General features: G+C 63.7%; 23 protein-coding genes. 8 read left to right on the forward strand and 15 right to left on the reverse strand.

Annotation, left to right across the window (positions count from 1 at the left end; translation table 11 throughout):
* Positions 1-3 precede the first annotated feature (3 nt).
* Positions 4-798, forward strand: coding sequence for a hypothetical protein (locus LZ496_RS00215; RefSeq protein ID WP_249902597.1), 795 nt, complete (start codon positions 4-6; stop codon positions 796-798).
* On the opposite strand, the gene LZ496_RS00220 is transcribed toward LZ496_RS00215, so the two are convergent.
* Together LZ496_RS00220 and msrB are read right to left on the reverse strand one after the other, a co-directional pair.
* Positions 799-2505 carry a cytochrome c biogenesis protein DipZ gene (locus LZ496_RS00220; RefSeq protein ID WP_249902598.1) on the reverse strand — a complete coding sequence of 569 codons (1707 nt, stop codon included), beginning with the start codon at positions 2503-2505 and terminating at the stop codon, positions 799-801.
* A complete protein-coding gene (msrB, locus tag LZ496_RS00225; protein ID WP_249902599.1) occupies positions 2505-2993 on the reverse strand; it encodes a peptide-methionine (R)-S-oxide reductase MsrB in 489 nt (162 codons plus the stop codon). Before msrB ends, LZ496_RS00220 begins: the two co-directional genes overlap by 1 nt.
* Before the next feature lie 121 nt (positions 2994-3114).
* On the opposite strand from msrB, the gene LZ496_RS00230 reads away from it, so the two are divergent.
* Entirely contained in the window at positions 3115-3540 is a 426-nt protein-coding gene (locus LZ496_RS00230) for a DUF1801 domain-containing protein (RefSeq protein WP_249902600.1), read from the forward strand.
* A 13-nt stretch (positions 3541-3553) separates the two neighbouring features.
* Here LZ496_RS00230 and LZ496_RS00235 read toward each other — a convergent pair whose 3' ends face one another.
* Positions 3554-4363, reverse strand: coding sequence for a TerC family protein (locus tag LZ496_RS00235; RefSeq protein ID WP_249902601.1), 810 nt, complete (start codon positions 4361-4363; stop codon positions 3554-3556).
* A 238-nt stretch (positions 4364-4601) separates the two neighbouring features.
* Here LZ496_RS00235 and LZ496_RS00240 point away from each other — a divergent pair, with 238 nt between their 5' ends.
* The gene (locus LZ496_RS00240; RefSeq protein WP_249902602.1) at positions 4602-4868 is read left to right on the forward strand and encodes a hypothetical protein; all 267 of its coding nucleotides are present in this window, start codon (positions 4602-4604) and stop codon (positions 4866-4868) included.
* Here LZ496_RS00240 and LZ496_RS00245 read toward each other — a convergent pair.
* Positions 4865-5041, reverse strand: a complete 177-nt coding sequence (locus LZ496_RS00245) for a hypothetical protein (RefSeq protein WP_249902603.1) — start codon at positions 5039-5041, stop codon at positions 4865-4867. The genes LZ496_RS00240 and LZ496_RS00245 overlap by 4 nt on opposite strands.
* Positions 5042-5163: 122 nt before the next feature.
* Here LZ496_RS00245 and LZ496_RS00250 point away from each other — a divergent pair, with 122 nt between their 5' ends.
* Positions 5164-5475: a GIY-YIG nuclease family protein gene (locus LZ496_RS00250; protein ID WP_249902604.1), complete on the forward strand. Its 312-nt coding sequence runs from the start codon at positions 5164-5166 to the stop codon at positions 5473-5475.
* Between the two features lie 55 nt (positions 5476-5530).
* Here the strand turns inward: LZ496_RS00250 and LZ496_RS00255 are convergent, their stop codons facing one another.
* Positions 5531-7144 (reverse strand): MFS transporter, encoded by a 1614-nt coding sequence (locus LZ496_RS00255; RefSeq protein ID WP_249902605.1) that lies wholly within the window; start codon positions 7142-7144, stop codon positions 5531-5533.
* A gap of 163 nt (positions 7145-7307) precedes the next feature.
* Between LZ496_RS00255 and LZ496_RS00260 the strand changes: the two genes are divergently transcribed.
* Positions 7308-7670, forward strand: a complete 363-nt coding sequence (locus tag LZ496_RS00260) for a hypothetical protein (RefSeq protein ID WP_249902606.1) — start codon at positions 7308-7310, stop codon at positions 7668-7670.
* Between the two features lie 16 nt (positions 7671-7686).
* Here the strand turns inward: LZ496_RS00260 and LZ496_RS00265 are convergent, their stop codons facing one another.
* A complete protein-coding gene (locus tag LZ496_RS00265; protein ID WP_249902607.1) occupies positions 7687-9459 on the reverse strand; it encodes an ABC transporter transmembrane domain-containing protein in 1773 nt (590 codons plus the stop codon).
* A 138-nt stretch (positions 9460-9597) separates the two neighbouring features.
* On the opposite strand from LZ496_RS00265, the gene LZ496_RS00270 reads away from it, so the two are divergent.
* Both LZ496_RS00270 and LZ496_RS00275 read left to right on the forward strand, forming a co-directional pair.
* Positions 9598-10827 (forward strand): polyhydroxyalkanoate depolymerase, encoded by a 1230-nt coding sequence (locus LZ496_RS00270; RefSeq protein ID WP_249902608.1) that lies wholly within the window; start codon positions 9598-9600, stop codon positions 10825-10827.
* A gap of 80 nt (positions 10828-10907) precedes the next feature.
* Positions 10908-12752: a DUF885 domain-containing protein gene (locus tag LZ496_RS00275; RefSeq protein ID WP_249903816.1), complete on the forward strand. Its 1845-nt coding sequence runs from the start codon at positions 10908-10910 to the stop codon at positions 12750-12752.
* Here the strand turns inward: LZ496_RS00275 and LZ496_RS00280 are convergent.
* From LZ496_RS00280 to LZ496_RS00320, 9 genes are all read right to left on the reverse strand, one after another.
* On the reverse strand, positions 12749-14512 hold the full coding sequence (locus LZ496_RS00280) for a tetratricopeptide repeat protein (protein ID WP_249902609.1): 1764 nt from the start codon (positions 14510-14512) through the stop codon (positions 12749-12751). The two genes, LZ496_RS00275 and LZ496_RS00280, sit on opposite strands and share 4 nt — an antisense overlap.
* A 67-nt stretch (positions 14513-14579) precedes the next feature.
* On the reverse strand, positions 14580-14828 hold the full coding sequence (locus LZ496_RS00285) for a hypothetical protein (protein WP_249902610.1): 249 nt from the start codon (positions 14826-14828) through the stop codon (positions 14580-14582).
* 40 nt (positions 14829-14868) lie between these two features.
* Entirely contained in the window at positions 14869-16218 is a 1350-nt protein-coding gene (locus LZ496_RS00290) for an MFS transporter (RefSeq protein WP_249902611.1), read from the reverse strand.
* 47 nt (positions 16219-16265) lie between these two features.
* Positions 16266-16874 carry a DUF4126 domain-containing protein gene (locus tag LZ496_RS00295; RefSeq protein WP_249902612.1) on the reverse strand — a complete coding sequence of 203 codons (609 nt, stop codon included), beginning with the start codon at positions 16872-16874 and terminating at the stop codon, positions 16266-16268.
* Positions 16840-17811, reverse strand: a complete 972-nt coding sequence (locus LZ496_RS00300) for a DUF2268 domain-containing putative Zn-dependent protease (protein ID WP_249902613.1) — start codon at positions 17809-17811, stop codon at positions 16840-16842. The genes LZ496_RS00295 and LZ496_RS00300 overlap by 35 nt, the downstream gene beginning before the upstream one ends.
* A 261-nt stretch (positions 17812-18072) precedes the next feature.
* Entirely contained in the window at positions 18073-19257 is a 1185-nt protein-coding gene (locus LZ496_RS00305; RefSeq protein ID WP_249902614.1) for an acetyl-CoA C-acyltransferase, read from the reverse strand.
* Between the two features lie 10 nt (positions 19258-19267).
* On the reverse strand, positions 19268-19723 hold the full coding sequence (locus LZ496_RS00310; RefSeq protein WP_249902615.1) for a MaoC family dehydratase: 456 nt from the start codon (positions 19721-19723) through the stop codon (positions 19268-19270).
* 64 nt (positions 19724-19787) lie between these two features.
* Entirely contained in the window at positions 19788-20915 is a 1128-nt protein-coding gene (locus LZ496_RS00315; RefSeq protein WP_249902616.1) for a mechanosensitive ion channel family protein, read from the reverse strand.
* A gap of 32 nt (positions 20916-20947) precedes the next feature.
* Positions 20948-21955: a DNA topoisomerase IB gene (locus LZ496_RS00320; RefSeq protein WP_249902617.1), complete on the reverse strand. Its 1008-nt coding sequence runs from the start codon at positions 21953-21955 to the stop codon at positions 20948-20950.
* An 82-nt stretch (positions 21956-22037) separates the two neighbouring features.
* Here LZ496_RS00320 and LZ496_RS00325 point away from each other — a divergent pair, with 82 nt between their 5' ends.
* Positions 22038-22580: a type 1 glutamine amidotransferase domain-containing protein gene (locus tag LZ496_RS00325; protein ID WP_249902618.1), complete on the forward strand. Its 543-nt coding sequence runs from the start codon at positions 22038-22040 to the stop codon at positions 22578-22580.
* Positions 22581-22625 lie beyond the last annotated feature (45 nt).

A 22625-nucleotide genomic window follows, 5' to 3' on the forward strand; every position in this document is an offset into this window, starting at 1 on the left:
GGAATGGATATTATCGCCGCGCACCAACAGGGGCTGATCGAGAAGCTGGCCGAGGAGGCGTCGGCGCTGGCCGGGCGGCCGAAGGATTTCGGGCAGCGCGCGGTCGTCCTCCATCACCTATACGATCATTCGCGTGGGGCACATCATTGGGCGCTCGCCGAGGCCCGGCGCAATCTCGCCATTGCCGAAGGACTGGTTCGGTTGCGGCGGCGGGTTGCGCGCTGGGGATGGCTGGCGGCGAGGCGCGAGCGGGCGCGGCTGGCGCTGGAGGGTCTGGCGGACGCGCTGGGCGAACAGTCGCGGGAGCGCTGTGCTGCGGCCTACACTGCCTATCGCTCGACCGGTGCACGGTCCTTGCGGGAGGAAGCGGAGCGCAACCTGCCGGGCGCGCTGCTCGACGCACTCACGACATGCCACGCCGCCCGGCGGTCAGGTGCTGTCATGGCGAGCGATGATGTGGGCGATTTGTTCGATGCCAGCCAGGCGTTCGTTGCGGGCGGCACAGCCTCCGAAGCGGTTGAGGCCGCGTGGCTTGCGCTGGACGCGACTGGACTGCGACGGGCCGCCCACCGGTTGTTGGGCGCCCGGGCGATGAGCCGTGCGCTGGACCGGGACCGGAGGCGCGGCTGGCCGAAAATCGAGGCCGCGCTTCGGCGCGATCCTGTGCTTCCGGCCAGCTTCAGGGCCAACCCTGCGCAACATTTCTATGCGCTGCAGAATGTCGTGGCCGAGCGACGCCGCCAGCAGTGGCGGGAGGAATGCGACCGGGACGAGGATTCGTTCGAGCTTGCGGCCTGATCAGCCGAAGGTGAAGGCGTAGGCTTCGGCCCCAGGGTCCAGGAATGTGATCGTGAACAGCCGCTCGCGACTGGGATCCTGCTGGCGGACCAGCTGGTAGAGACGCTGGCCGGTGATCTGACCGTTACCGGCCGCATCAATGTCCATCCCGCGATCGTTGCCGGGTGCCTTCCCGTCGATCAGGACTTGGAATCTAATCGGGCGTCCGGATGCGCTTCCGAGAACCAAATGCAGGTCGCGCGCCCGGAACTCGTAGGCGATCTTTCCGCCTGGCTGAAGAAGTACCGATCGTTCCTCCTCGACGTTCCAGCGGCCTTCGAACCCCCAGAAATTGAGCTGGTAGAAGTCGGGCAGACGGTACCGATGTTCGCCGTCCCTTAGTCCTTCGGGAGAGGCGAAGTTGCGCGCCCGCCTGGTGCCGAGCCAGGTTTCGCGGCTCCGGATCGACGCGAAATCGGCGGCGGCGCTGGCACCCTTCAAGTCGACCTTCGCCTTGGCGGCAAGACGCATCGCGCCATTTTCCGCCAGCAGCGAGCGGATTGCCGCCTCGGTCTGGTCGGTGCTACCCTCACCGAAGTGATGATAGCGGATTCGGCCCTGGGCATCGGCGAGGTAATGCGCCGGCCAGTAGCGGTTATCGAAGGCGCGCCAGATGGCGAGATTGCTGTCGACCGCAACGGGGTAGCGGATGCCGAAGTCGGCAATGGCCTTGCGAACGTTGGCGGGATCTTTCTCGAACGCGAATTCTGGGGAGTGGACGCCGATCACCACCAGCCCGTCCTTGCGATATTGCTCGGCCCAGGCGCGGACATAGGGCACGGAACGGATGCAGTTGATGCAGCTGTAGGTCCAGAAGTCGATTAGTACGACCTTGCCCTTGAGCTGCTCGCGGGTCAGCGGCGGCGAGTTGAGCCAGGTGATTGCGCCGTCCAGTGGCGGAAGCACGCCTTCGACCGGCAGGGTGCCGCCGGTCCGGGTAGTCAGTTCCTCGCCCTCCATTCCCAGCGCGCGGGCAAGGCGATGTTCGAAGGCGAAAGTCTGTGCAGTGGAAAGCCGAGCAAGGACGCGCGTGTCGAGGCCGAGCGCGATGGTGCCGACGCCGATCAGGATCAAGACGCCCAATAGGCGCCGGACGCCTTCACCGGCCCCGATCGAACGCTTCATGGCCGCAAAGACCTTGCCGCCGACCAGCAGGGCGAGGGCGAGGCTTGTTGCCGCGCCCAGCGAATAAGCGAGCAGCAGCCCGGTCGTGGTCGAGCTGGTACCGGACAAGGCCGCGCCGGTCAGGATGATGCCGAGGATCGGTCCGGCGCAGGGAGCCCAAAGAAGTCCGGTGGCGACGCCTAGGAGGAGCGAGCCGCCGATCCGGTCCTCGCTGCCCTTCGACGACAGCCGTTCCCCGAGCCCGACAAGTGGACGCATGGCGCGATCCGCGAGTGCCGGGAAGACGAGCAGCAATGCAAAGGCGGCCAGCAGCACGAGCGCGATCCAACGGCCGACATTGTTTGCCGTGATCGCCAATTCGCCGCCTACTGCCGCCAAGGTCGCGACACCCGCGAAGGTCAGCGCCATGCCGGCGAGTAGCGGAAGGCCATTACGAAGGAACGGCCGATCGGCGCGCGCGAATACGAAGGGCAGCACCGGCAGGATGCAGGGGCTGAGGATGGTAAGGATGCCGCCTAGATAGGCGAGGAGGAACAGGAGCATCAGGCCGGTTTAAATGTGAGCGACAGGCCGTTGATGCAATGCCGCTTGCGGGTCGGCGGAGGGCCGTCGTCGAACACATGGCCGAGATGGCCTCCACAGCGGCGGCAATGCTCCTCCGTGCGGTCCATGCCGAGCGTTCGATCGCGCTTATAGGCCACGGCCTTGGCAAGGGTCCGGGTAAAGCTGGGCCAGCCGGTTCCGCTGTCATACTTCGCGGCGGAGCTGAATACCGGCAGGTCGCAGCCTGCGCAGGCATATACGCCCTTGCGCTTCTCCTTGAGCAGCGGGCTGGTGAAGGGGCGTTCCGTGGCGGCCTCGCGCAGGACCTGGAAACGGGCAGAGCCCAGCTTCTGGCGCCACACGGCCTCGCTGTGCTGGACTTCGAAACTCGCCTCGGCGCGGCCGCTGGTAAGGATCGCGATGCCGGCGAGAGCGGTGCCGGAAGCCAAACCCAGAAAGGCGCGTCGGTTGCAGGCGGTAAGCGGCATTTCGAACCGGCTATAGCATGCCAAGATGAACGGTACTTGCAGCTGTTTTATGAAGTTCGAAATGGGGATGCTTCGCCAAATGCGCTAAATGAGATGAATCCGATGTCCGTTGGAGACGCCTATGGCAGAGACGAAGACCAAGCCGACCGACGTAAGCGTCGACGCCTTTCTCGAGGCGGTAGCGCATCCCGGTCGCCGTGCCGACGGCCATGGACTTCGTTCGATGATGGAGCGCGTCACCGGCGAGCCGGCGGTGATGTGGGGGCCGTCGATCGTCGGCTTCGGCTTTTCCCATTATCGCTATGCCAGCGGACATGAGGGCGACATGTGCCGGGTAGGCTATTCGCCGCGTTCGGCCAATCTGGTCCTCTATACCGGCGGCTTTCCCGAATATGACGCGCTTCTGTCCAAGCTCGGCAAGCACAAGCGATCCAAGGCGTGCCTCTACATCAACAGGCTGGCCGACGTAGATCTCTCCGTGCTGGAGGAGATCATACGTCGGACCTATGAGGCGACACCCGATGTGAGCGACGGCCCAGTCTGTTGAGGTTCTTGCCCCTCTAGAGGCCGTCGCCCTCAGCCGCCGGTGTTTGCGCCAACGCCCGCTCGCGGCGGCGGCGCGACCAGATGTTGAGCGCCTCGACCCCTGCCGAGAATGCCATCGCGGTATAGATATAGCCCTTCGGGACATGGACGCCGAAACCGTCGGCGATCAGCACGGCGCCGATCATCAGCAGGAAGCCCAGGGCCAGCATCACCACGGTGGGATTGCGATGGATGAAGCCGGCCAGCGGATCGGCCGCGAGCAGCATCACGATGACCGCCGTGATGACGGCAATGACCATCACTACCAGATGTTCGGTCATGCCGACGGCGGTCAGGATGGAGTCGATCGAGAAAACGAGGTCGAGCAACAGGATCTGGCCGATGATCGCGCCGAACCCGATCGTGACCTTGGCGGTGTCGAAGATGTCGTCGCTCGGCCGGGGATCCACATTGTGGTGGATTTCCTTGGTCGCCTTCCACAGGAGGAACAGGCCGCCCGCGATCAGGATCAGGTCCCGCCAGGAGAAGTTGGTTTCAAAGTTGGGCTCGCCGTTCGCGCCGATCGGGCCGGTAATTCCGAAATCGACTACCGTAGCCGTCAGCCCGACAAGCCAGGCGATGGTGGAAAGAAGCGCAAGCCGCATGACCAGCGCCAGGCCGATGCCCAGCCGGCGAGCCTTTTGCCGCTGCGATTCCGGTAGTTTGTTGGACAGGATCGAAATGAAGATGAGATTGTCGATCCCAAGCACCACTTCCATGACCATCAAGGTCGCGAGCGCCGCCCAGACGGCGGGCTCGCTGAACAGGGTTATCAGGGCTTCCATGAAATATTCTCCGCTCCGGCACTCGATGTTGAGTTGATCGAATTGGCCGGATGCAGAGGGAGGAGGCTTGTGAACTGCATCGAGCTAACTCGATGCGGTCCGACATCACGATCGTCTGGAAGACGGCCGCCAGAGGGGCCCGGTCCCGCCCGACGTTCCTAGGGGATCGATCCCGGCGGTTCAATATGGTTGGGCGGTAACGCGCGACAGCATGGCCCAGAGTAGCTAATATGCGGGCATGAACTTCGATCAGCTGCTGAACCAATATTTCGGGACCTCGGATTTGTCGCAGGCTTCCCCGGCGGTGCAGGAGGCCGGCATCGACCGGCTTCGCGTCGATTTGGGCCTTGCGACGGACCGGGCGCAGCGGTTTGCGCTATGGTCGCTGCTGTACATGTTGGGACAAGCGCCCGACCTTGATGTCGCATTCAAGGAAGAGGCCGATCGGGAGGCGGCGCGCAACCTGATGGACCTGCTGGCGGCGTCCGGAGAGGATCGAGGTTAGGTTTGCGGGCGAGGGATGCGCTTGCCCTTTGTCCGGCTGGTCAGGTGGAAACAGTTGCAGCGGTCGCATCGGTAGGTCCGAAGGTCGAGGCCCGACTGTTTCGCCGCGGCGAGCGCTTCCTCGGCCGAACGGTAGCGGGACTTCCTCGCACAGACGCTCAAGCGGGTTCGCATTGGAGTTCATAGCTCACCATGCAGCCCAATGCGCAACTGGAAGCAGCCAAATGAGATTTCTTGATAGTCGAATTCGCATGCCCCTGCTTCGTCATTCCCGCGAAAGCGGGAACCCAGATGCAATGCCGAACGACTTTTCGCCAACTGTCTATCTACTCGCTTCAAAGCGGAACGGGACGCTCTACACGGGAGTAACGTCTGACCTGATTGCTCGCCTCTATCACCATCGAAACGGAACGTTTGACGGTTTCACCAAACAATATGCTGTGAAATCGTTGGTGTGGTTTGAGCAGCATGCGACCATGGAATCCGCGATCTTGAGAGAGAAGCGCATCAAGAAGTGGAACCGTCGATGGAAGCTCGGACTGATCGAACAAAGCAATCCGGATTGGCTCGACCTTGCGGAGGACCTCGGATTGCCGCCTCTCGCCTAATCATTTCTGGGTTCCCGCTTTCGCGGGAATGACGAAATTGGGGTGTGGCAGGCAACTAATCCGTCAGGCGGCGGCGGAAGGTTTCGGGGAGGAATAGCAGGCCGACGATCACCGTCATCAGCGCAACGACGATCGGGTACCAAAGGCCGTAGTAGATGTCCCCGGTCGCAGCGACCATGGCGAAGGCGACAGTCGGCAGGAATCCGCCGAACCAGCCGTTGCCGACATGGTAGGGCAGCGACATTGACGTGTAGCGGATGCGGGTCGGGAACAGTTCGACCAACAGCGCCGCGATCGGCCCGTAGACCATGGTTACATAGAGGGCGAGGATGAACAGGATGGCGACGACCATCGGCTTGTTGATCGCCGCCGGATCCGCCTTGGCTGGATAGCCCGCTTCAGCGACCGCTTCGCCAAGGCGTTTGCCATAGGTGGAGAGGTCGCCGACCTCCAATTGTCGGCTGCCGACCGTGACTTCGCCCGTGCCGCCGGGCTCACTGGAGTAAGGGACACCGGCCTTGGCCAGCGTGGACTTGGCAACGTCGCATCCGGTCTTGTCGAACTTGGTCCGGCCGATGGGGTCGAATTGCACCGAGCAGGTCGCCGGATCGGCATGGACGATGACCGGGGCATTGGCCTGCGCGTGTGCAAGCGCTGGATTGGCGGCGCTGGTTAGCGCCCCGAACAGCGGGAAATAGGTGAGGGCGGCCAGCGCGCATCCGGCCAGGATGATCTTCTTCCGGCCGATCCGGTCCGACAGCCAGCCGAAGAGGATGAAGAAGGGCGTGGCGAGGGCCAGCGCGATGGCGATCAAGATGTTGGCGGTCGCGCCGTCGACCTTCAGTGTCTTTTCAAGGAAGAAGAGCGCGTAGAATTGGCCCGCGTACCAGATGACCGCCTGGCCCGCGACCGCACCGACCAGCGCGATCAGCACCAGCTTCAGGTTCGGCCAGCGCGCGAACGCCTCGGTCAGCGGCGCCTTCGAGCCTTCGCCGGCGTCCTTCATCTCCCGGAAGACGGGGCTCTCTTCGAGCTGCAGCCGGATCCAGAGCGACAGACCGAGCAGCAGGATTGAGATGAGGAAGGGAATTCGCCATCCCCAAGCTGCGAATTCCGCCTCGCCAAGCGCGGTCCTGATGCCGATCACCACCAGCAAGGCAGCGAACAGGCCAAGCGTCGCGGTTGTCTGGATGAAGCTTGTGTAGAGGCCGCGCCGGCCTTCGGGCGCATGTTCGGCGACATAGGTGGCCGCGCCGCCATATTCACCGCCCAGCGCCAGCCCCTGGAGCAGCCTCAGCGCGACAAGCAATATCGGCGCCGCGACCCCGATCGACGCGTAGCTGGGAAGCAGTCCGACGAGAAAGGTCGACAGGCCCATGATGCCCATGGTGACGAGGAAGGTATTCTTGCGGCCGACCAGGTCGCCAATCCTGCCGAACAATATCGCGCCGAACGGCCGAACCGCGAAGCCCGCGGCAAAGGCAGCGAGGGCCAGGATGAAGGCGGTGGTGTCGTTGACGCCCGAAAAGAATTGCGCCGAGATTATCGTCGCCAAGAGGCCGTAGAGGTAGAAATCATACCATTCGAAAATGGTGCCGAGGGAGGAGGCGCCGATGACGAATGCGGGCGATTGCCTGGTACGCGCTTCACCTGCTTCGACTGTCGCCATCCACCATGCTCCCCTCGCCTTTGCGATGGGTGCCGTGCCGAATTGAGATGTGCAAGTCTGCCAGATCTTGAAAATAGCTCAGCCCTGGATCGCCAATGGTGGCGTCGCGGCCGGCATTGGGTCATCATGCGCGCTATTGGGACGCAATGGGTGGACGTGGACCATGAAAAGAATCGGGAGCTTGGCGTTCGTTTCAACCCTGTTGGTGGGGGCAATCGCTTCACCGCTGATCGGCCAAACCGAGACCAGGCTTCCGCCGGACCGTCCGCCGTCGCTGATGACGCCAACGGAAATTCGGGCGTTCAATGAAGGCCTGGATGCGACGCACCCATATTACATTCGATGCAAGAAGGATCCGGTGATCGGCTCGCTCGCGCGCAAGCTGCGCGTCTGCCGAACCAATGACGAATGGAAGCGGTATGCGGCGGCGGGCAATGACAACGGGCGCGAAATCCTGGACGATGTTATCAGGGCGCCGGTCAGCGGTCCCCCGGCCCTCGACGCCTGTCCCAACAACCGCTGCTAGCGAAAGCCGGGCTCGGCTAAGCGGCGAGCCCGTCAAATTGTAGCCGAGCGAGGCGGGCATAAAGGCCGCCTTGCGCGGTCAGCGAGCTATGGTCGCCTTCCTCGACGATCCGGCCATGGTCCATGACAATGATCCGGTCGGCAGCGCGGACCGTCGCAAGGCGATGGGCGATGACGATGGTCGTGCGGCCGGCGACAAGGCGATCGAGCGCTTCCTGCACCAAGCGCTCGCTTTCCGCGTCCAGCGCCGAGGTGGCTTCGTCGAGCAGCAGCAAAGGCGCGTTGCGGCGGAGGAGGGCGCGGGCGATGGCGATGCGCTGACGCTGTCCGCCCGACAGGCGAGCGCCGCCTTCGCCCATGAAGGTGTCGAGGCCTTCGGGCAGCGCGCGGAGGAAGGTTTCGGCGTTGGCGTCGCGCGCCGCTTCCCAGATTTCGTCCTCGCTCGCATCCCAATTGCCGTAGCGGAGGTTGTCGCGGGCGGAGGCGGCGAAGATAACGACTTCCTGCGGGACCATTGCGATCCGCTGGCGCACGTCGGCGGGGTCGGCGTCTTTCAGGTTTACGCCGTCGAGCGACACGCTCCCCTGTTCGGGATCGTAAAAGCGCTGGGCGAGCTGGAAGATGGTGGTCTTGCCCGCGCCGGACGGCCCGACGACGGCCAGGCGCTCATTGGGGCGAAGCTCCAGGCTGAAACCGTCCAGCGCCGACGTGTCCTTTCGGGTCGGGTAGTGGAAGGTGACGTTTTCGAACTTTAGACGCCCTTCGGCCGGGACGGGCAGGGGCGTGGGGTTGGCTGGAGCCTTGATCTCCGGCTCCGCCTTCAGAAGCTCATTGAGACGCTCCGAAGCGCCTGCGGCGCGGAGCAGGTCGCCATAGACTTCGCTCAATGCGCCGAACGCGCCCGCAAGCAGGCCGCCGTAAAGGACGAAGGCGGCGATCGTGCCGCCGGTCATCTTGCCTGAACTGACATCGACCGCGCCCTGCCAGATCACCCAGGTGATGGAAGAGAAGACGAGGGCGATGATGAGGAAGGTCATCACCGCGCGAAGGCCGATGCGCTTCCTTGCCGTGGCGAACACGGCCTCGGTCGCGTTGGTGAAGCGTTCGGCCTCGCGATCCTGCTGGTTGAAGGCCTGGACGATCTTCATCGCGCCCAGCACCTCGCCGGTGACCGTGCCGACATCGGCGATCCGGTCCTGGCTGCTCTTGGAAATGGTGCGGACGCGGCGGCCGAGGATGGTCAGCGGAAGGACGATCAGGGCGATGCCGATCAGCATCATCGCCGCGAGCTTCGGCGCCAGGACGAACAGGATGACCGCGCAGGCGATCCCCATCACGACATTGCGCAAGGCGACCGATACGGTGGTGCCGACAACCTGTTCGATGATCGTCGTATCGACCGTGATGCGGCTGGTGATCTCGGCCGGGCGATTCTCTTCGAAAAAGCCGGGGGCGAGGCGCAGCAGGTTGCGGTGCACCGCAAGGCGGATGTCGGCGACGACTCGTTCGCCCAGCCAGCTGACGAAGTAAAAGCGGACTGAGGTGGCGAGCGCCATGATCAGCACCAGGAACAGCAGATACTGGAACCAGCGGGCAATATCGCCGCCCCCTGAGAATCCGCGGTCGATGATCAGCTTGAAGGAATAGGGCACGCCAGACGTTGCTGCCGCCGCGAACAGAAGGGCGATTCCCGCGCAGGCAATGTGACCGGGATAACGGCGGGCAAAATCCCAAACCATGCCGAGGTCTGAAAGTGACTTGCCCTTTGGGCGATCCGGGGTGCTTGCCATGGAACAGCGACCTAGCAGTGTGTCTGCCTTGCCTCAATTGCCGCAATGCGAGGGTGCGATGCAGCAAATTCGCTTGCGAAGAGTTGAATCCAGTCTCACATTCCGGATTAACGTGCTCGACAACTTCAGGACAATTTGATGCTTTATGACGCCTATGAGGTGCAGCGCTCGCTGCTGACCAGTGCGAGCAAGCTTGCAGGCCTAGGCGCCGGATGGCTCAGCAACCCGACGAATCCGTTCGGCTATTCTTCCATGGGCCCGCTGGTTGCAGCGGGCCTTGAAGTATTTGCCCATGCGTCGGCGCCGCGCGGCAAGCCGGAGTTCGGGATTGCCGAAGTCGAGGTGGGGAAAAAGACCGCGCAGGTCGACGAAGACATAGCGCTCCGCCTGCCGTTCGGGCAATTGAAGCACTTCCGCAAGGAAGGCGTGGAAGCTGGCGAGCCGCTGCTGATCGTGGCGCCGATGTCGGGCCACTATGCGACCCTGCTGCGCGGGACGGTGGCGAGGATGCTGCCGACGCACGACGTGTTTATCACCGACTGGCGCGACGCCAAGCTCGTGCCGGTCAGCGAAGGCAGTTTCGATCTCGACGATTACATCGACTACATCATTGAATTTTGTCAGGAAATTTACAAGCGGACGGGCAAGCGGCCGCATATGCTGGCGGTTTGCCAGCCCTCCGTCCCGGCCTATGCCGCGACCGCGGTGATGAACGCAGACAAGCATCCGGCGCGGCCGAAGACACTGACCATGATGGGCGGCCCGGTCGACACGCGCAAAGCGCCGACGGCGGTGAACACACTGGCGACCCAGCGGCCGCATGCATGGTTCCAGCGCAATGTCATCGCCACCGTGCCGATGATCTATCCGGGGCATGGGCGGCAGGTTTATCCGGGCTTCCTTCAGCTCGCCGGGTTCATGACGATGAACCTTGGCAATCACCTCATCAGCCATTGGGAGATGTTCAAGCATCTCGTGGTCGGCGACGACGAGAGCGCGGATGCGACCCGCGGCTTCTACGACGAATATCTGTCGGTCTGCGACATGACCGCCGAATTCTACCTGCAGACCGTCGACGTGGTGTTCCAACGTCACCTGCTGCCGAAGGGCGAGCTCGAGCATCGCGGGCGCCGGGTCGATCCCAAGGCAATCAAGGATACGCCGCTGCTGGCGATCGAGGGCGAGCGCGACGATATCTCGGGAATTGGGCAGACCAAGGCGGGCCTTGACCTCGCGACGGGCCTGGCAGCCTCAAAGAAGCAATATCATTTGGCCAAAGATGTCGGCCATTACGGCATCTTCAACGGCCGCAAATGGCGCGAGCGGATCGCGCCGGTCGTCGAGAAATTCATCGCCGCCAACGCTTAGGCGGCTCGCCAAAAAGACCTGTCTCCAAGGCTCGCAGCGGCTATAGCCGCTCGTGACAGAGACAGGAGCGGGCGATGAGCATGACCCTTGGACGGCGCGAATTCCTTGGCGGCGTTGCTGCCGCCGGTCTTCTTGCAGGTTGTCGCTTCACAGAGTCATCAGGGAACGAAGCCGCTGCGACGGGCGACCTGGCCAAGCAGCTTCAGGGCATGGCCGACCAGATGCTGGCCGAATATCCCGAGAACGCGACCATCCTCGGCATCGCTACCGGCGACAAGGAGCCGCTCAATCATCGCTTTACCGACCGTACGCCGGCCGGTGTCGCGGCGCGGGCGGATGCTGCGAAGAAGCGGCTTGCGACGCTCAAGGAGCTCGACCTTTCCGATCTTAGCGTGCCCGCCAATCTCGATGCGGCCGTTGCGCTGGCAGGGCATGAGCTGGCCGACGAGGGTTTTCGCTTCCCGTTCGGCGATGCGATCGTCCTCGACCCCAATATCGGTTTCCGAAACACGCCCTATGTGGTGAACCAGCTGGGCGGGGCCTTCGTCGACTTCCCGGATTTCCTGAGCAGCCGCCATCCGGTCACCAATGAGCAGGAAGCGGTCGCATTCGCCGACCGCGTCGACGCCTATGCGCTGAACCTGGACGGCGAGACCGAACGCCTGACCCACGACCGCGAGGCGGGCGTGATCGCACCGGACTTCACGCTCGACAGTACGCTGAAGATCATCGGCGGTGGCGCTGCCGAGAAACCAGAAACGTCGGGCGTGGTGACGACGCTACGCGATGCGGTGACCAAGGCCGGCATTGATGCGAAGATCGTGGATCGTGTGACGCAATCGATGGCCACCAAGGTGTTACCAGCGCTGCAACGCCAACTGGAGGAATTGAAGAAGCACCGCGCCGCGGCGACGTCGGATGCCGGCGTGTGGCACTTCAAGGACGGCGACGCCTATTACCAATGGGCGCTGAAGGCCGGGACGACGACGACCCGTTCGCCGGACGAGATCCACCAGCTTGGCCTGGAGCAGGTGAAGGCGATCCAGTCCCGAATGGAGCAGATCATGGCCAAGCAGGGCCTGACCGGCGGGACGGTCGGCGAACGCATGGCCGCGCTGGGCAAGGATCCTGCGCAGCTTTATCCCAATACAGCGGCCGGCCGCGAGCAATTGCTGGCCTATCTCAATGGACGGATTGCGGACATCAGGACGCGGCTGCCGAATGCCTTCGCGACCATGGTCCCGGGCAAGCTGGTGATCAAGCGCGTGCCCGAGGCAATCGAGGCGGGAGCCCCGGGCGGATATGCCGCCGCTGGTTCGATCGACGGCAAGGTGCCGGGCCAATATTACATCAACCTGCGCAACACGGCGGAGTGGCCGAAATTCTCGTTGCCGACGCTCTGCTATCACGAGGGCATTCCGGGCCATATCTGGCAGGGCGAATATGCCAACCGCATGCCACTCATCCGCTCGATGCTGGCCTTCAACGCCTATAGCGAGGGCTGGGCGTTGTACTCTGAGCAGTTGGCGGATGAGCTTGGAGTCTATGCGGACGATCCGCTGGGCCAGCTGGGTTATCTCCAGTCGTCCAGCTTCCGTGCATGCCGACTGGTCGTCGATACCGGTTTGCACGCGAAGCATTGGACTCGCGACCAGGCCATCGACTGGTTCGTGAAGACCAACGGCGACGATCGTGGCTCAGTGACCGGGGAGGTCGACCGTTACTGCTCGATGCCTGGCCAGGCATGCGGCTACAAAGTCGGGCACCTCGAGATCGTGCGCTTACGGGACAAGGCGAAGGCCGCGCTGGGCGCCAAATATGACCTGCGCACGTTCGACGATGCGGTGGTCAAAGGCGGCAACGTGCCGATGACCTTGCTTGAAACCGTTATCGACCAGTTCGTGGCCGCCAGCGGCAAGGCCTAGAGCCGCTCCATTCTCAGCCACTTCGGGTCGCCAAGCCAGGCGCGGTTGAGCGCTGCTTGCGCGGCGGCCGCTTGTGCCGGACGGCCGAGACGCCGCTCGGCGGAAGCTAGGCCGTAGAGCGCCCAGCCATTGTTCGGGAACTTCGACAAGGCCGCGGTGAAGGCGTCGCGGGCTTCGTCATATTTGCCCGCACGGAACAGCGCAGAGCCCAACGACTGGTTCACCGGATAATACCACCAGGGCGGCTCCATGTAGGAGATCTTGTCTTCTACGGCGACCGCGGCACGGAAGTGATCTGCGGCCTGAAGGTGGCGGCCCCGGAAGGATGCCGCCTTGCCGAGCGCGACATGTTCGGCGAGCGTAAGAATGTCCGGTGCGGGCATGCCCTGGTCCACCATCGGTTTCAGCAAGTCGGAGCCGCGTAAGCGCCTCAGCTCGGTCAGTTCCGCATCGAAGCCGCGCTGGTTGTTCTGCTGCGCATAGGCAACGGCGCGCACATAGTGGCGGATGCCTTGTACATAGGCGAGGCGGGGATCGGCCTCTGGCAGCGCGAGCACCTCGGCGGGTGAAGCGAACTGCAATGTCGCGAAATAGGGCGCGGCATAAATCGCCTGTACCCAACCGAGCTGCGCCGCGGTTCCGGCATCGACGATGCCTGCAAGCCGCTTGGCCTCGCTGATCGCGGTAGGCAGATCGCCGCCCATCTGCGCGGACGTCACGATGAAGTGGACGTTATGCGGATAGTAGCCATAGCGGACGAAGCCCTTGTCGTCCGACTCCTTGATGTAGTCCTCGTCGCGGTGAGCGGCGTCGATGTTGACGCGGATCGAGTCTTTCCAGCGGCCAAGCCGGTAATAAATATGGGCCGGCATGTGGACGAGGTGACCAGCATCCCTGGCCAGCGAATTCAGCCGGTCGGCCGCCGCTTCGGCGCGCTTGGGATCCGGCCCGTTTTCCATCAGATGGATGTAGAGGTGCGGCGCCTGGGGATGCTGGGTATTCCGTGCGAGGACCGTCTCGACCAAGCGGATCGCTTCGCCGAGGCGCGGCTTGGCGGACTGCTTGTCTGGCTCCCAATAATCCCAAGGAAGCGTGTCCATCGCCGCTTCGGCCGCGAGCAGCGAAATGTCGTCGTGCGCGGGATAGTAGCGCGCGACGGTCAGCATCGCGTCGGCGTAGGCGCCGTCGAGATCGGCTCGCGTGACGTTTGGATCGGCCGAATAGCGCTTGGTCAGCGCCATGATCAGCGCGCGCTCCGGCGGCGTGACTTTAGCCGACAGGGATTGCGCCTGGGCAATGGACTTCAACGCCAGCGTGTTCGCGTCGGGTGTCAGCGGCGCGTTGATATTGGGACCATAAGCGAGGGACTCGCCCCACCAGCACATGGCGCATTCGGGATCGAGCCGCTGCGCCTCACGGAAAGAGGCGATCGCGGCGGCGTGGTTGAAGCCATAGGCGAAGCCCATGCCCTGGTTGAAATAGCGCTGCGCCTCCGGGTTGGAGGTGGTGATCGGGAAGTCGATCTTGCCAAGACCGCTGTAGAGCCGGATGCCGGCCGTCGATGTCGGGGCCTGAACCATCGAGGCGGCGAGCGCCATCGTGGCGCGCAGTGACGAACCCTTGGGACCGCCGCAAAGGCTTGCCATCCGCGCCGACGGATCGAGCAGCGACAGCAGTTCCGGAGAAAATTGAGCCGGCGCCGCAACGCCCAGCAAAGTGGTCGAGGCCAATCCAATGGCCAGCCGTTCGAAACGCCCCATCTCCACCTCCCGCAAAGTGGTTGTGGCGGCCGTTTACCACAGCAGCAAATGAAACGAAATTGGCGGTTTACTCAGCCTGTTCGATTGCGGCCTCGACCATCTTGCGCCAGGTGTCGCCATCGCCCGCGGCGGTCATCTGTTCGTCCGGTTCGCGCATGGTGTGAAGGACGGCGAGCGCCTGGTTCATATGCTGCGGCCAGGCGACATCAACCTTTTCGCCGGCCGACGGATCGCTGCCTTCTGCATTGCTGCTATGCGCCGCGCCGGCAAGGACGCGCGCGATGCGCTCGGCGAGCGGTGTGGTGGATTCAGGCATGGGTTTCGCTCCTGTCGCTGCTCGACAGGACTCAACTCAATTAGGCGGTTATGGGTTCACGTTGGCGCCGCCAATTGCCGCGAAGGCCGAAGAATGCGGCGGCACCGGCGAGGCCCGCAGCAACTGCCATCGCAACGAGCGTGGCGGCGAAGGGCCGGAGCAATGCTTCGCCGCTGTTGACCAGGACCGCACCGAGCATTGCCACGACGATCAGGCCGCCGAGCCGGGCGACGGCGCTGTTGAAGCCGGATGCCATGCCGGTCTGATGCCTTTCCACGGCGGCGAGGACGGTGCTGGTCAGTGGCGCAACGGCCAGGGCCATGCCGATGGACAGGGTCAGGATCGCAGGGAAGGCGTGCGTCCAATAGGCCTGGTCTTCGGCGATGCGGGTTCCGAGAAGGAGGCCGATGCCGACGATGATCGGGCCAAGCGTAAGCGGGATCTTCGGCCCCAATCGTACCGCGAGCTTGCCCATCAATGGCGACGCCAGTCCGAGCAGGATCGACAGCGGAAGGAGAGAAAGTCCGGCCTGGATCGGCGAATAGCCGCCTGCCTCGATCAGCACATAGGGAATGAGGAGAAGCGATCCGCCGAAGGCCCCATAGAGCAGGAAGGTCATCAGGTTGAGCGACGAGAAGCAGCGGTTGCCGAACAAGGCGAGCGGGATCATGGCCTTGTCGCCAAGGCGGCGCTCCCACAGCAGGAAGCCGGCCAGCAGCGCTGCTCCAGCAGCGATCGTGATGGCGGCCGTCGGTGTGAGCGCGAACTTCTGGGACCAGAGGGTGAGGCCATAAGTGGATGCGCCAAGGCCAAGTGTCGCCAGGCCGGCGCCGAGGCCGTCAAGCCGCGCTTTTTCAGGTTCGCTGACCTCCTCCACCCGCGTCAGCGCGACGAGGATGGCGGCCGCGACGAGCGGCAGGTTGATGTAGAAGATGCTCGGCCAGCCGACATGTTCGACCAGCCAGCCGCCGATGAGCGGTGCGATCGCGGCACATATCGCTCCGGCGGCGGCCCAGGTTCCGATCGCCTGTCCGCGTTGTTCGCCTTCATAGACACCGTTGAGCAACGCCAGGCTGTTGGGGAGGAGCAGTGCCGCCCCGACACCCTGCAGCGCCCGGCCTGCAAGCAGCATCTCCAGTGAGCCGCTCAAGGCGCAGATCAGCGAAGCGATTCCGAACAGGCCGGTACCGATGACGAGCCACAAGCGGCGGCCGTGGTGATCGCCGAGCGCGCCGCCGAGCAGGATCAGCGCCGCTAGTGGCAGGGTATAGGCGTTGACGACCCACTGAACCTCCGCCGCACCGGCGCCGGTGGATGCGCGGATCGCCGGCAGCGCGACATTGAGGATCGAGCCGTCGATGAAGCTCAGCGACGAAGCCGCGATAGACATGACGAGCGTCCAGCCGGGATGGGGCCGAGCCTTGCCCGCAGCTCGGTTCACGCGGCGGGAGTCCGGGGCGGATTGATGCGGTCGATGAGGTTTCGAAGTGCCCGCCTTGCCGCGAACACCAGCCAGATTGAAAGCAGGACCAGCCCAAATGCGATCAGTGCGGCGGCAATGGGATTGGCGATGGCGAGTGCGAGCAATCCCCCGGTGGCGACATCCTCGGCGGTCGAAACGATGACATTCGAAAAAGGCTCGGGGCTGGTGTTGACGAGGGTTCGCGCGCCCGCTTTTCCGGCATGGGCCAAAAACGCTGCACCGCCACCCAGAAGGAAGCTGCCGACTTGCCAGGCCGGATCGGCGGCATCGACTACGGCAAGGCTGAGCAATGCGCCGCCAAGGGGACGGATCACGGTGTGGATGCTGTCCCAGGCGCTGTCGACCCAGGCGATCTTGTCGGCGAAGAATTCGGCGAAGGTGCCGACCGCCGCGATGGCCAGCACCCAATAGTTGGCGAGTACGCCCAGCGCCTGGAGATGTTCGGGAAGGGCGATCCAGCCGAATTTCATCGCGATGCCGGTGACGAGCGCGACCAGGTAAAGCCGCCAGCCGGCGAGTAAGCTGACGCTAGCCGCCAGTGCGAGAAGTTCGACTGCGCTCACGGGCCTCCGTGGTTGATTGGCCGCACGTTGCCATCCTTGCCAATGATGCGTCAATCAACGGCTTGGCCTCGGAAAGGCTCATTTTCGCCATCTGCTGGAGATCGTGCGTCCGCCCGATGTCGCGGGCGACGAGGAAACCGATGTAATAGCCCATGCGCGAAGGAAGCCCGGGAAGATTGTCGTCGCCCTGGAACAGCGCACTGAAATCGTCATACGCCGTCGAATCCAGGCGAAGTGCCACGGCACAGACGGCGCGCTTCCGGTTGGCTTCCACGGCCGGCCGGATCGGCTTTGGCAAGTTCAGCACCAACTCCTCGTCAGTAGCGCCAGGATCCAGCCGGCTTGAGACATAGGTCGCGAGCCCTTCCGCCCAAAGCGAGCACCAAAGGGTCATGCATTTGGCGAGTGCTGGCTCGTGATAAAGATGGAACATCTCGTGATAGAAAAAGGCGTCCAGGTTCTTGCCCGCGTGGAACTCGGCGATCACATCGGCCCCGAACAGCATCGTATATTTGCCGTTGAGCTCGCGCGTGCCCCCGTCAAGTTCCCCCATGCTGTCGATGAGGTAGGCGGGTTGGCGCGAAGTGAGCGGGCCGAACGCAGCCTCGAACCGGTGGCGGGCAGGGGTAAAAAGGCGGTTGAATTTGCGGCTGATGGCGAGGGTTTCGCTGCGCCGCCCGGGATAGGTCTTGAGCTGAGTCAAGATCCTGAAGTCATAGCCTTCGGGCCTTCGATCACGCTCGTAGAAGCCGTTGGCTATCGGGCCGATCTGCTTTTCGAAGGCGATGACTCGATCGGCATCGGGCATTTCCGCCGTGGACATGGCGAAACGGTCGAACTCGCCGGTCAGGTCGACGACGCGCAATTCGTCGACGGCATTGGCCGGAACGGACAGGGCCGACAGCAGCAGCCCGGCAACAAAACGCAAGACCTTCACGCTGGAAGCAACCGACTGACTCCATGACCTGCGTCTTCAACTCGAAGGCGCGATCATGGGTGCGGGGTGGTGGCCGTGTCGTGCGTGGATTGAGGCCTGCGGAGTGGGGAGGATTACGTAGGTTAAGAGGCGGGCGGCGGGGGCCGTCACGGGAGTAAATCCCGTGACGTCGATCCGGATGCTATGTGCCGGTCGGCCGGCCTTCCGCATCTCTCGACACTAGTCCGGCGTCGCGTCGCGTCGGCGGACTAATGCTCGGTGCTACAGGACCTCAAACAGCCCAGCCGCACCCATGCCGCCGCCAATGCACATGGTCGTGACGACATATTTCGCGCCGCGGCGCTTGCCCTCGATCAGTGCGTGGCCGGTGAGGCGCGCGCCCGACATGCCGTAGGGGTGGCCGATGGAAATGGCGCCGCCGTTAACGTTGAGGAGGTCGTTGGGAATGCCGAGCTTGTCGCGGCAGTAGAGCACCTGGACTGCGAAGGCCTCATTCAGCTCCCACAGGCCGATATCCTCCATCTTGAGGCCGAAGCGCTGGAGCAGCTTGGGAACGGCGAAGACGGGGCCGATGCCCATTTCGTCCGGTTCGGTGCCGGCGACGGCCATGCCGATGTAACGGCCGAGCGGTTCAAGGCCGCGGCGTTCGGCGGTAGCGGAATCCATCAGGATGCAGGCGGACGAGCCGTCGCTGAGCTGGCTGGCGTTGCCGGCGGTGATGTGGGTGCCCGGGCCAAGCACCGGCTGCAGGGCGGAAAGGCCCTCGATCGTGGTGTCGGCGCGATTGCCTTCGTCCTTGTCGAGCGTGACATCCTTGTAGGAAATCTCGCCCGTTTCCTTGTCCTTGATGGCCATCTTGGCGGTTGCCGGCACGATCTCGGCCGACAGGCGGCCAGCGGCCTGAGCGGCGGCGGTGCGCTGCTGCGACTGGAGCGCATATTCGTCCTGCGCTTCGCGGCTGATGCCGTAGCGTTGGGCGACCGTCTCGGCGGTGCCGAGCATGGGCATGTAGACGTCCTTGTGCATGGCGACGAGCGAGGGATCGCCGCTGATCCGCATCTCCGGCGTCTGCACCATGCTGATCGAATCCTGGCCGCCGGCGGCGACGATATCCATGCGGTCGACGATAACCTGCTTTGCCGCCGTGGCGATGGCCATCAGGCCCGATGCGCACTGGCGGTCGATCGTCTGCGCGCTGATCGTAACCGGGCAGCCGGCGCGGAGCGCGACCTGGCGGCCGATGTTGCCGGCCTGGGTGCCCTGGGTGAGGACGCAGCCCCAGACCACGTCGTCGATCTCGCCCGCGTCAATCCCCGCGCGTTCGATGGCGGGAGCGAGCGATAATGCGCCAAGCGTGGCGCCGGGCGTGGCGTTGAACGCGCCCTTGTAGGCGCGGCCGATCGGTGTGCGGGCGGTTGAGACGATGACGGCGTCGCGGACGGACATGGATATTCTCCTAGGTGAAGATGAGGCCAAGCCATTGGGCGGTGAGGGCGGGCTTGTCCTCGCCCTCGATCTCGACCGTGACCTGGTGTTTGAGAAGGAGCTGGCCGGGCGCCTTTTCGTCGGCGCTTTCCAGCGTGAAATGGCCGCGCACACGCTTGCCGGCCTTGACCGGTGCCAGGAAACGCACGCGATCGAGCCCGTAGTTGACGGCCATCCGGGTGGTGTCGGGGATCAGCATGGCGTCGGCGGCCATCCGGCTCAGCAGCGACAGGGTCAGGAAACCATGGGCGATCGTCCCGCCGAATCCGGCGGCCGCGGCGGCCACGGGATCGACGTGGATGAACTGATGGTCGTCGGTCGCGTCGGCGAATGCGCTGATGCGGTCCTGCGGCACTTCGATCCAATCGGAAACGCCGATGGCCGAGCCAACTTTTGCGCGGATTTCGTCAAGAGGAGCGACTGGCATCGCGCTCTCCTAGGCCTGCCGGATCGCGGCTGGCAAGAGCGCCGGAAATGACGCTACGGCAAGCTTATTTCGTGGGTTGCGGCGGTGCCCACGGCATCACCAGCGTGCCGTCCGGAGCGGCGGTGTAGGTCGTCTGCGTCGGGTAGGCGAACTCGATCTTCTCGGCCGCGAAAGCCCGGGCGATGCCGATAATGATGTCCGACTTGTGCTGCGCCAGCGTATCCGGGCTGATGGTGCGGTCGTCATAGACCAGTTCGCAATCGATCGAACTTGGCGCGAAGGCGGTGGCAACGCAGCGGACCAGTTTCGCGGTCTTCACGCCCTTCAGCACTTCTTCGGCAATCGCCGGCAGCCGCTCGAGCGTTTCCGGCGATGTCTTGTAGGTGAGGTTGAAGGGGAGGGTGACGCGCCGGACCTTGGCCTCGGCGAGGTTGCGCACCTCCTGCTCCAGCAGCTTTGTATTGGCCATGATGACCTGTTCGCCGGTGACACTTCTGAGGCGGGTGGTCTTGAGGCCGATCCGCTCGACCGTGCCTACCGTCGTGTCGGTGCCGGTCCCGTAGCGGACGGTGTCGCCGCGGCGGAACGGCTTGTCGAACACGATTGAAAGGGCGGCGAACAGGTCCGAGAAAATGCCCTGTGCGGCAAGGCCGATGGCGATGCCGCCGATACCGAGGCCGGCGACCAGCGCGGTGACGTTGACGCCCAGATTGTCGAGGATGACGACCAGCGCGATGGCGAACACCACGACGTTCACCAGCACGCGGATCAGCGCCATGGCGTTACCGAGGGTCGAAGCGCCCGGGTCCTCGCCGACGCGGCTACGGATCACGCCGACAATGATTTCCCGCGCCCAGATCGCGACCTGCAGCGAGGCGGCGATGATGAAGAAAATATCGGCTAGGTGCGCCAGCTTTGCCGGGACGGCGGCGTAGCTGACGACGATGTCGATGGCCGCGGCGACCATGAAGAAGATGCTGGTCTTGGCGAGGACCCGGCCAATGATGCCGCGCCAGCCCCATGATTCCGGCTCATTGGCCAGCAGGCGATGGCCGATCCACCGCAAGCCCAGCATGATGGCGACAATCGCCGCCGCAACCATCCCGCCGATCAGCAGCCGGTCCAGATTGGCGAGAATCCAGTCGAAGACGCCGTCGATCTCACGCGTTGCGGGGACGTTGAGCTGTTTCATGAACGCGCTTGTGGCGGCGGACAGGGCAAGGTTCAAGTCGAGGACTTCCGCCTGCCGACCCGACGGCCCTTGCGGAGATAGGCCAGGAAGCCGGTTTCCGCGACCGAGAGGCGTCGGCGGGCGCGGGGCCGGTCCATGCCGTTCAGCGGGTCGCGGGGATTGTCCTGCAAGGCTTCGATCAACCTGGGATGGACATAGCTTTTGCGGCTGATGGCCGGGGTGTTGCCGAGCGCTTCCGCGACAGGCTCCAGCGCTGTCTTGAGGCTCAGGCGGCGTTCTTCCTCCGCCTCCAGCATCTGTTCGAAGAAGATGACGCTCGCGCCCCAGGTCCGGAAATGCTTGGCGGTGCAGTCCGAACCACTTGCTTCACGGATGTAGTCGTTCACGTCGGCGGAGGTGACCGGCTGGGGCACGCCGTCGCCATTCACATATTGGAACAGCATCTGGCCCGGCAGTTCCTGGCACTTGCCGACGATCCGTTTCAGGTTGCGGTCCGTGATCGTCACTTCCCGGACGATCCCGTGCTTGGCCTTGAAGCGCATCTGAAGCTTGTTGCCGTGATGGCGGAGGTGGTGGGCGCGAAGTGTCGTGGCGCCGAAGCTCTTGTTGCTCCGCGCATATTCCTCATTGCCGACGCGCATATATTCGGTGTCGAGAAGGCGGACGACCGCGGCGAGGACTGTGTCGCGATCGAGCTTGCGCTTCCTCAAATCCTTTTCGACGCGGGCGCGGAGTTTGGGCAATGCCTCTCCGAACGCGATGCAGTCCGCATATTTGGACTTGTCACGGCGCTTCCGAAAGTCCGGATGGTAGCGATATTGCTTGCGCCCCCGGGCATCGCGGCCCGTGGCCTGCAGATGTCCTTCGGGATCCTTGCAGAACCAGGCATCGGTGTAGGCGGGTGGAAGCGCGACCGTGTTAAGCCGGTCGATCTCACGGCGATCGGTGATGCGATCGCCATCCTCGTCGTAATAGGCCCATGCGCGTCCAATTTTTTTGCGGCTATAGCCCGGCTCCTCATCGGAGCTATGACGCAGCATCCTTTTGCGGGCCTCCATCGTTGGTCGAGGCATAAAGGATGGAAGGCGCCGCAGTTCCACGGCCCCGGACAAGGAGAGCGGAATGCCGCCGATCAATGAAGCTCATGTCCTGATCATGGCGACGAACCGGTTCGAGGAGAGCGAGTTGTTCGGGCCGCGCGAGATATTGCTCGGAAAGGGCGCGAAAGTGACCATCGCGTCGCTCAGTCTCGATGAGATTTTGGGAACGGTGCACGACGAGCCGGGCAAGTCGATCAAGCCTGACGTGCTGATCAAGGATACGACCGCGGCCGATTATGACGCGCTGTTGCTCCCCGGCGGGGTTGGCAATCCCGACCAGCTTCGGATGCACGACGATGCGATCGGCCTGATCCGCGAGTTCGCCAATACCGAAAAGCCGGTCGCTGCGATCTGCCACGGTCCCTGGCTGCTGGTGGAAGCGGACCTGCTCAGGGGAAAACAGGCGACGAGTTGGCCGTCGATCCGCACCGATCTCAAGAATGCAGGCGCCAATGTGGTGGACGAGGCAGCGGTCACGGACGGCAACATCATTACGAGCCGCAAGCCCGATGATGTGCCGCAATTCACCGAGGCATTGATCGAGGCGATCGAAGCGAGGGCCTGAACCCCTTAAACCGGTTGGCAAGCAATTTAGCCTATGACGCGGCTG

It is taken from the genome of Sphingomonas caseinilytica (genome assembly GCF_023516455.1).
Classification (GTDB): domain Bacteria; phylum Pseudomonadota; class Alphaproteobacteria; order Sphingomonadales; family Sphingomonadaceae; genus Sphingomicrobium; species Sphingomicrobium caseinilyticum.

Excerpts from the sequence above, each read along its gene's own strand:
- LZ496_RS00255 (WP_249902605.1), bottom strand. The coding sequence starts at position 7,144 with ATGGCGACAGTCGAAGCAGGTGAAGCGCGTACCAGGCAATCGCCCGCA.
- LZ496_RS00275 (WP_249903816.1), top strand. The coding sequence starts at position 10,908 with ATGACCCTTGGACGGCGCGAATTCCTTGGCGGCGTTGCTGCCGCCGGT.
- LZ496_RS00265 (WP_249902607.1), bottom strand. The coding sequence starts at position 9,459 with ATGGCAAGCACCCCGGATCGCCCAAAGGGCAAGTCACTTTCAGACCTC.
- LZ496_RS00270 (WP_249902608.1), top strand. The coding sequence starts at position 9,598 with ATGCTTTATGACGCCTATGAGGTGCAGCGCTCGCTGCTGACCAGTGCG.
- LZ496_RS00235 (WP_249902601.1), bottom strand. The coding sequence starts at position 4,363 with ATGGAAGCCCTGATAACCCTGTTCAGCGAGCCCGCCGTCTGGGCGGCG.
- msrB (WP_249902599.1), bottom strand. The coding sequence starts at position 2,993 with ATGCCGCTTACCGCCTGCAACCGACGCGCCTTTCTGGGTTTGGCTTCC.
- LZ496_RS00240 (WP_249902602.1), top strand. The coding sequence starts at position 4,602 with ATGAACTTCGATCAGCTGCTGAACCAATATTTCGGGACCTCGGATTTG.
- LZ496_RS00220 (WP_249902598.1), bottom strand. The coding sequence starts at position 2,505 with ATGCTCCTGTTCCTCCTCGCCTATCTAGGCGGCATCCTTACCATCCTC.
- LZ496_RS00325 (WP_249902618.1), top strand. The coding sequence starts at position 22,038 with ATGCCGCCGATCAATGAAGCTCATGTCCTGATCATGGCGACGAACCGG.
- LZ496_RS00215 (WP_249902597.1), top strand. The coding sequence starts at position 4 with ATGGATATTATCGCCGCGCACCAACAGGGGCTGATCGAGAAGCTGGCC.
- LZ496_RS00280 (WP_249902609.1), bottom strand. The coding sequence starts at position 14,512 with ATGGGGCGTTTCGAACGGCTGGCCATTGGATTGGCCTCGACCACTTTG.
- LZ496_RS00285 (WP_249902610.1), bottom strand. The coding sequence starts at position 14,828 with ATGCCTGAATCCACCACACCGCTCGCCGAGCGCATCGCGCGCGTCCTT.
- LZ496_RS00290 (WP_249902611.1), bottom strand. The coding sequence starts at position 16,218 with ATGTCTATCGCGGCTTCGTCGCTGAGCTTCATCGACGGCTCGATCCTC.
- LZ496_RS00260 (WP_249902606.1), top strand. The coding sequence starts at position 7,308 with ATGAAAAGAATCGGGAGCTTGGCGTTCGTTTCAACCCTGTTGGTGGGG.
- LZ496_RS00320 (WP_249902617.1), bottom strand. The coding sequence starts at position 21,955 with ATGCTGCGTCATAGCTCCGATGAGGAGCCGGGCTATAGCCGCAAAAAA.
- LZ496_RS00310 (WP_249902615.1), bottom strand. The coding sequence starts at position 19,723 with ATGCCAGTCGCTCCTCTTGACGAAATCCGCGCAAAAGTTGGCTCGGCC.
- LZ496_RS00245 (WP_249902603.1), bottom strand. The coding sequence starts at position 5,041 with ATGCGAACCCGCTTGAGCGTCTGTGCGAGGAAGTCCCGCTACCGTTCG.
- LZ496_RS00250 (WP_249902604.1), top strand. The coding sequence starts at position 5,164 with ATGCCGAACGACTTTTCGCCAACTGTCTATCTACTCGCTTCAAAGCGG.
- LZ496_RS00305 (WP_249902614.1), bottom strand. The coding sequence starts at position 19,257 with ATGTCCGTCCGCGACGCCGTCATCGTCTCAACCGCCCGCACACCGATC.
- LZ496_RS00230 (WP_249902600.1), top strand. The coding sequence starts at position 3,115 with ATGGCAGAGACGAAGACCAAGCCGACCGACGTAAGCGTCGACGCCTTT.
- LZ496_RS00315 (WP_249902616.1), bottom strand. The coding sequence starts at position 20,915 with ATGAAACAGCTCAACGTCCCCGCAACGCGTGAGATCGACGGCGTCTTC.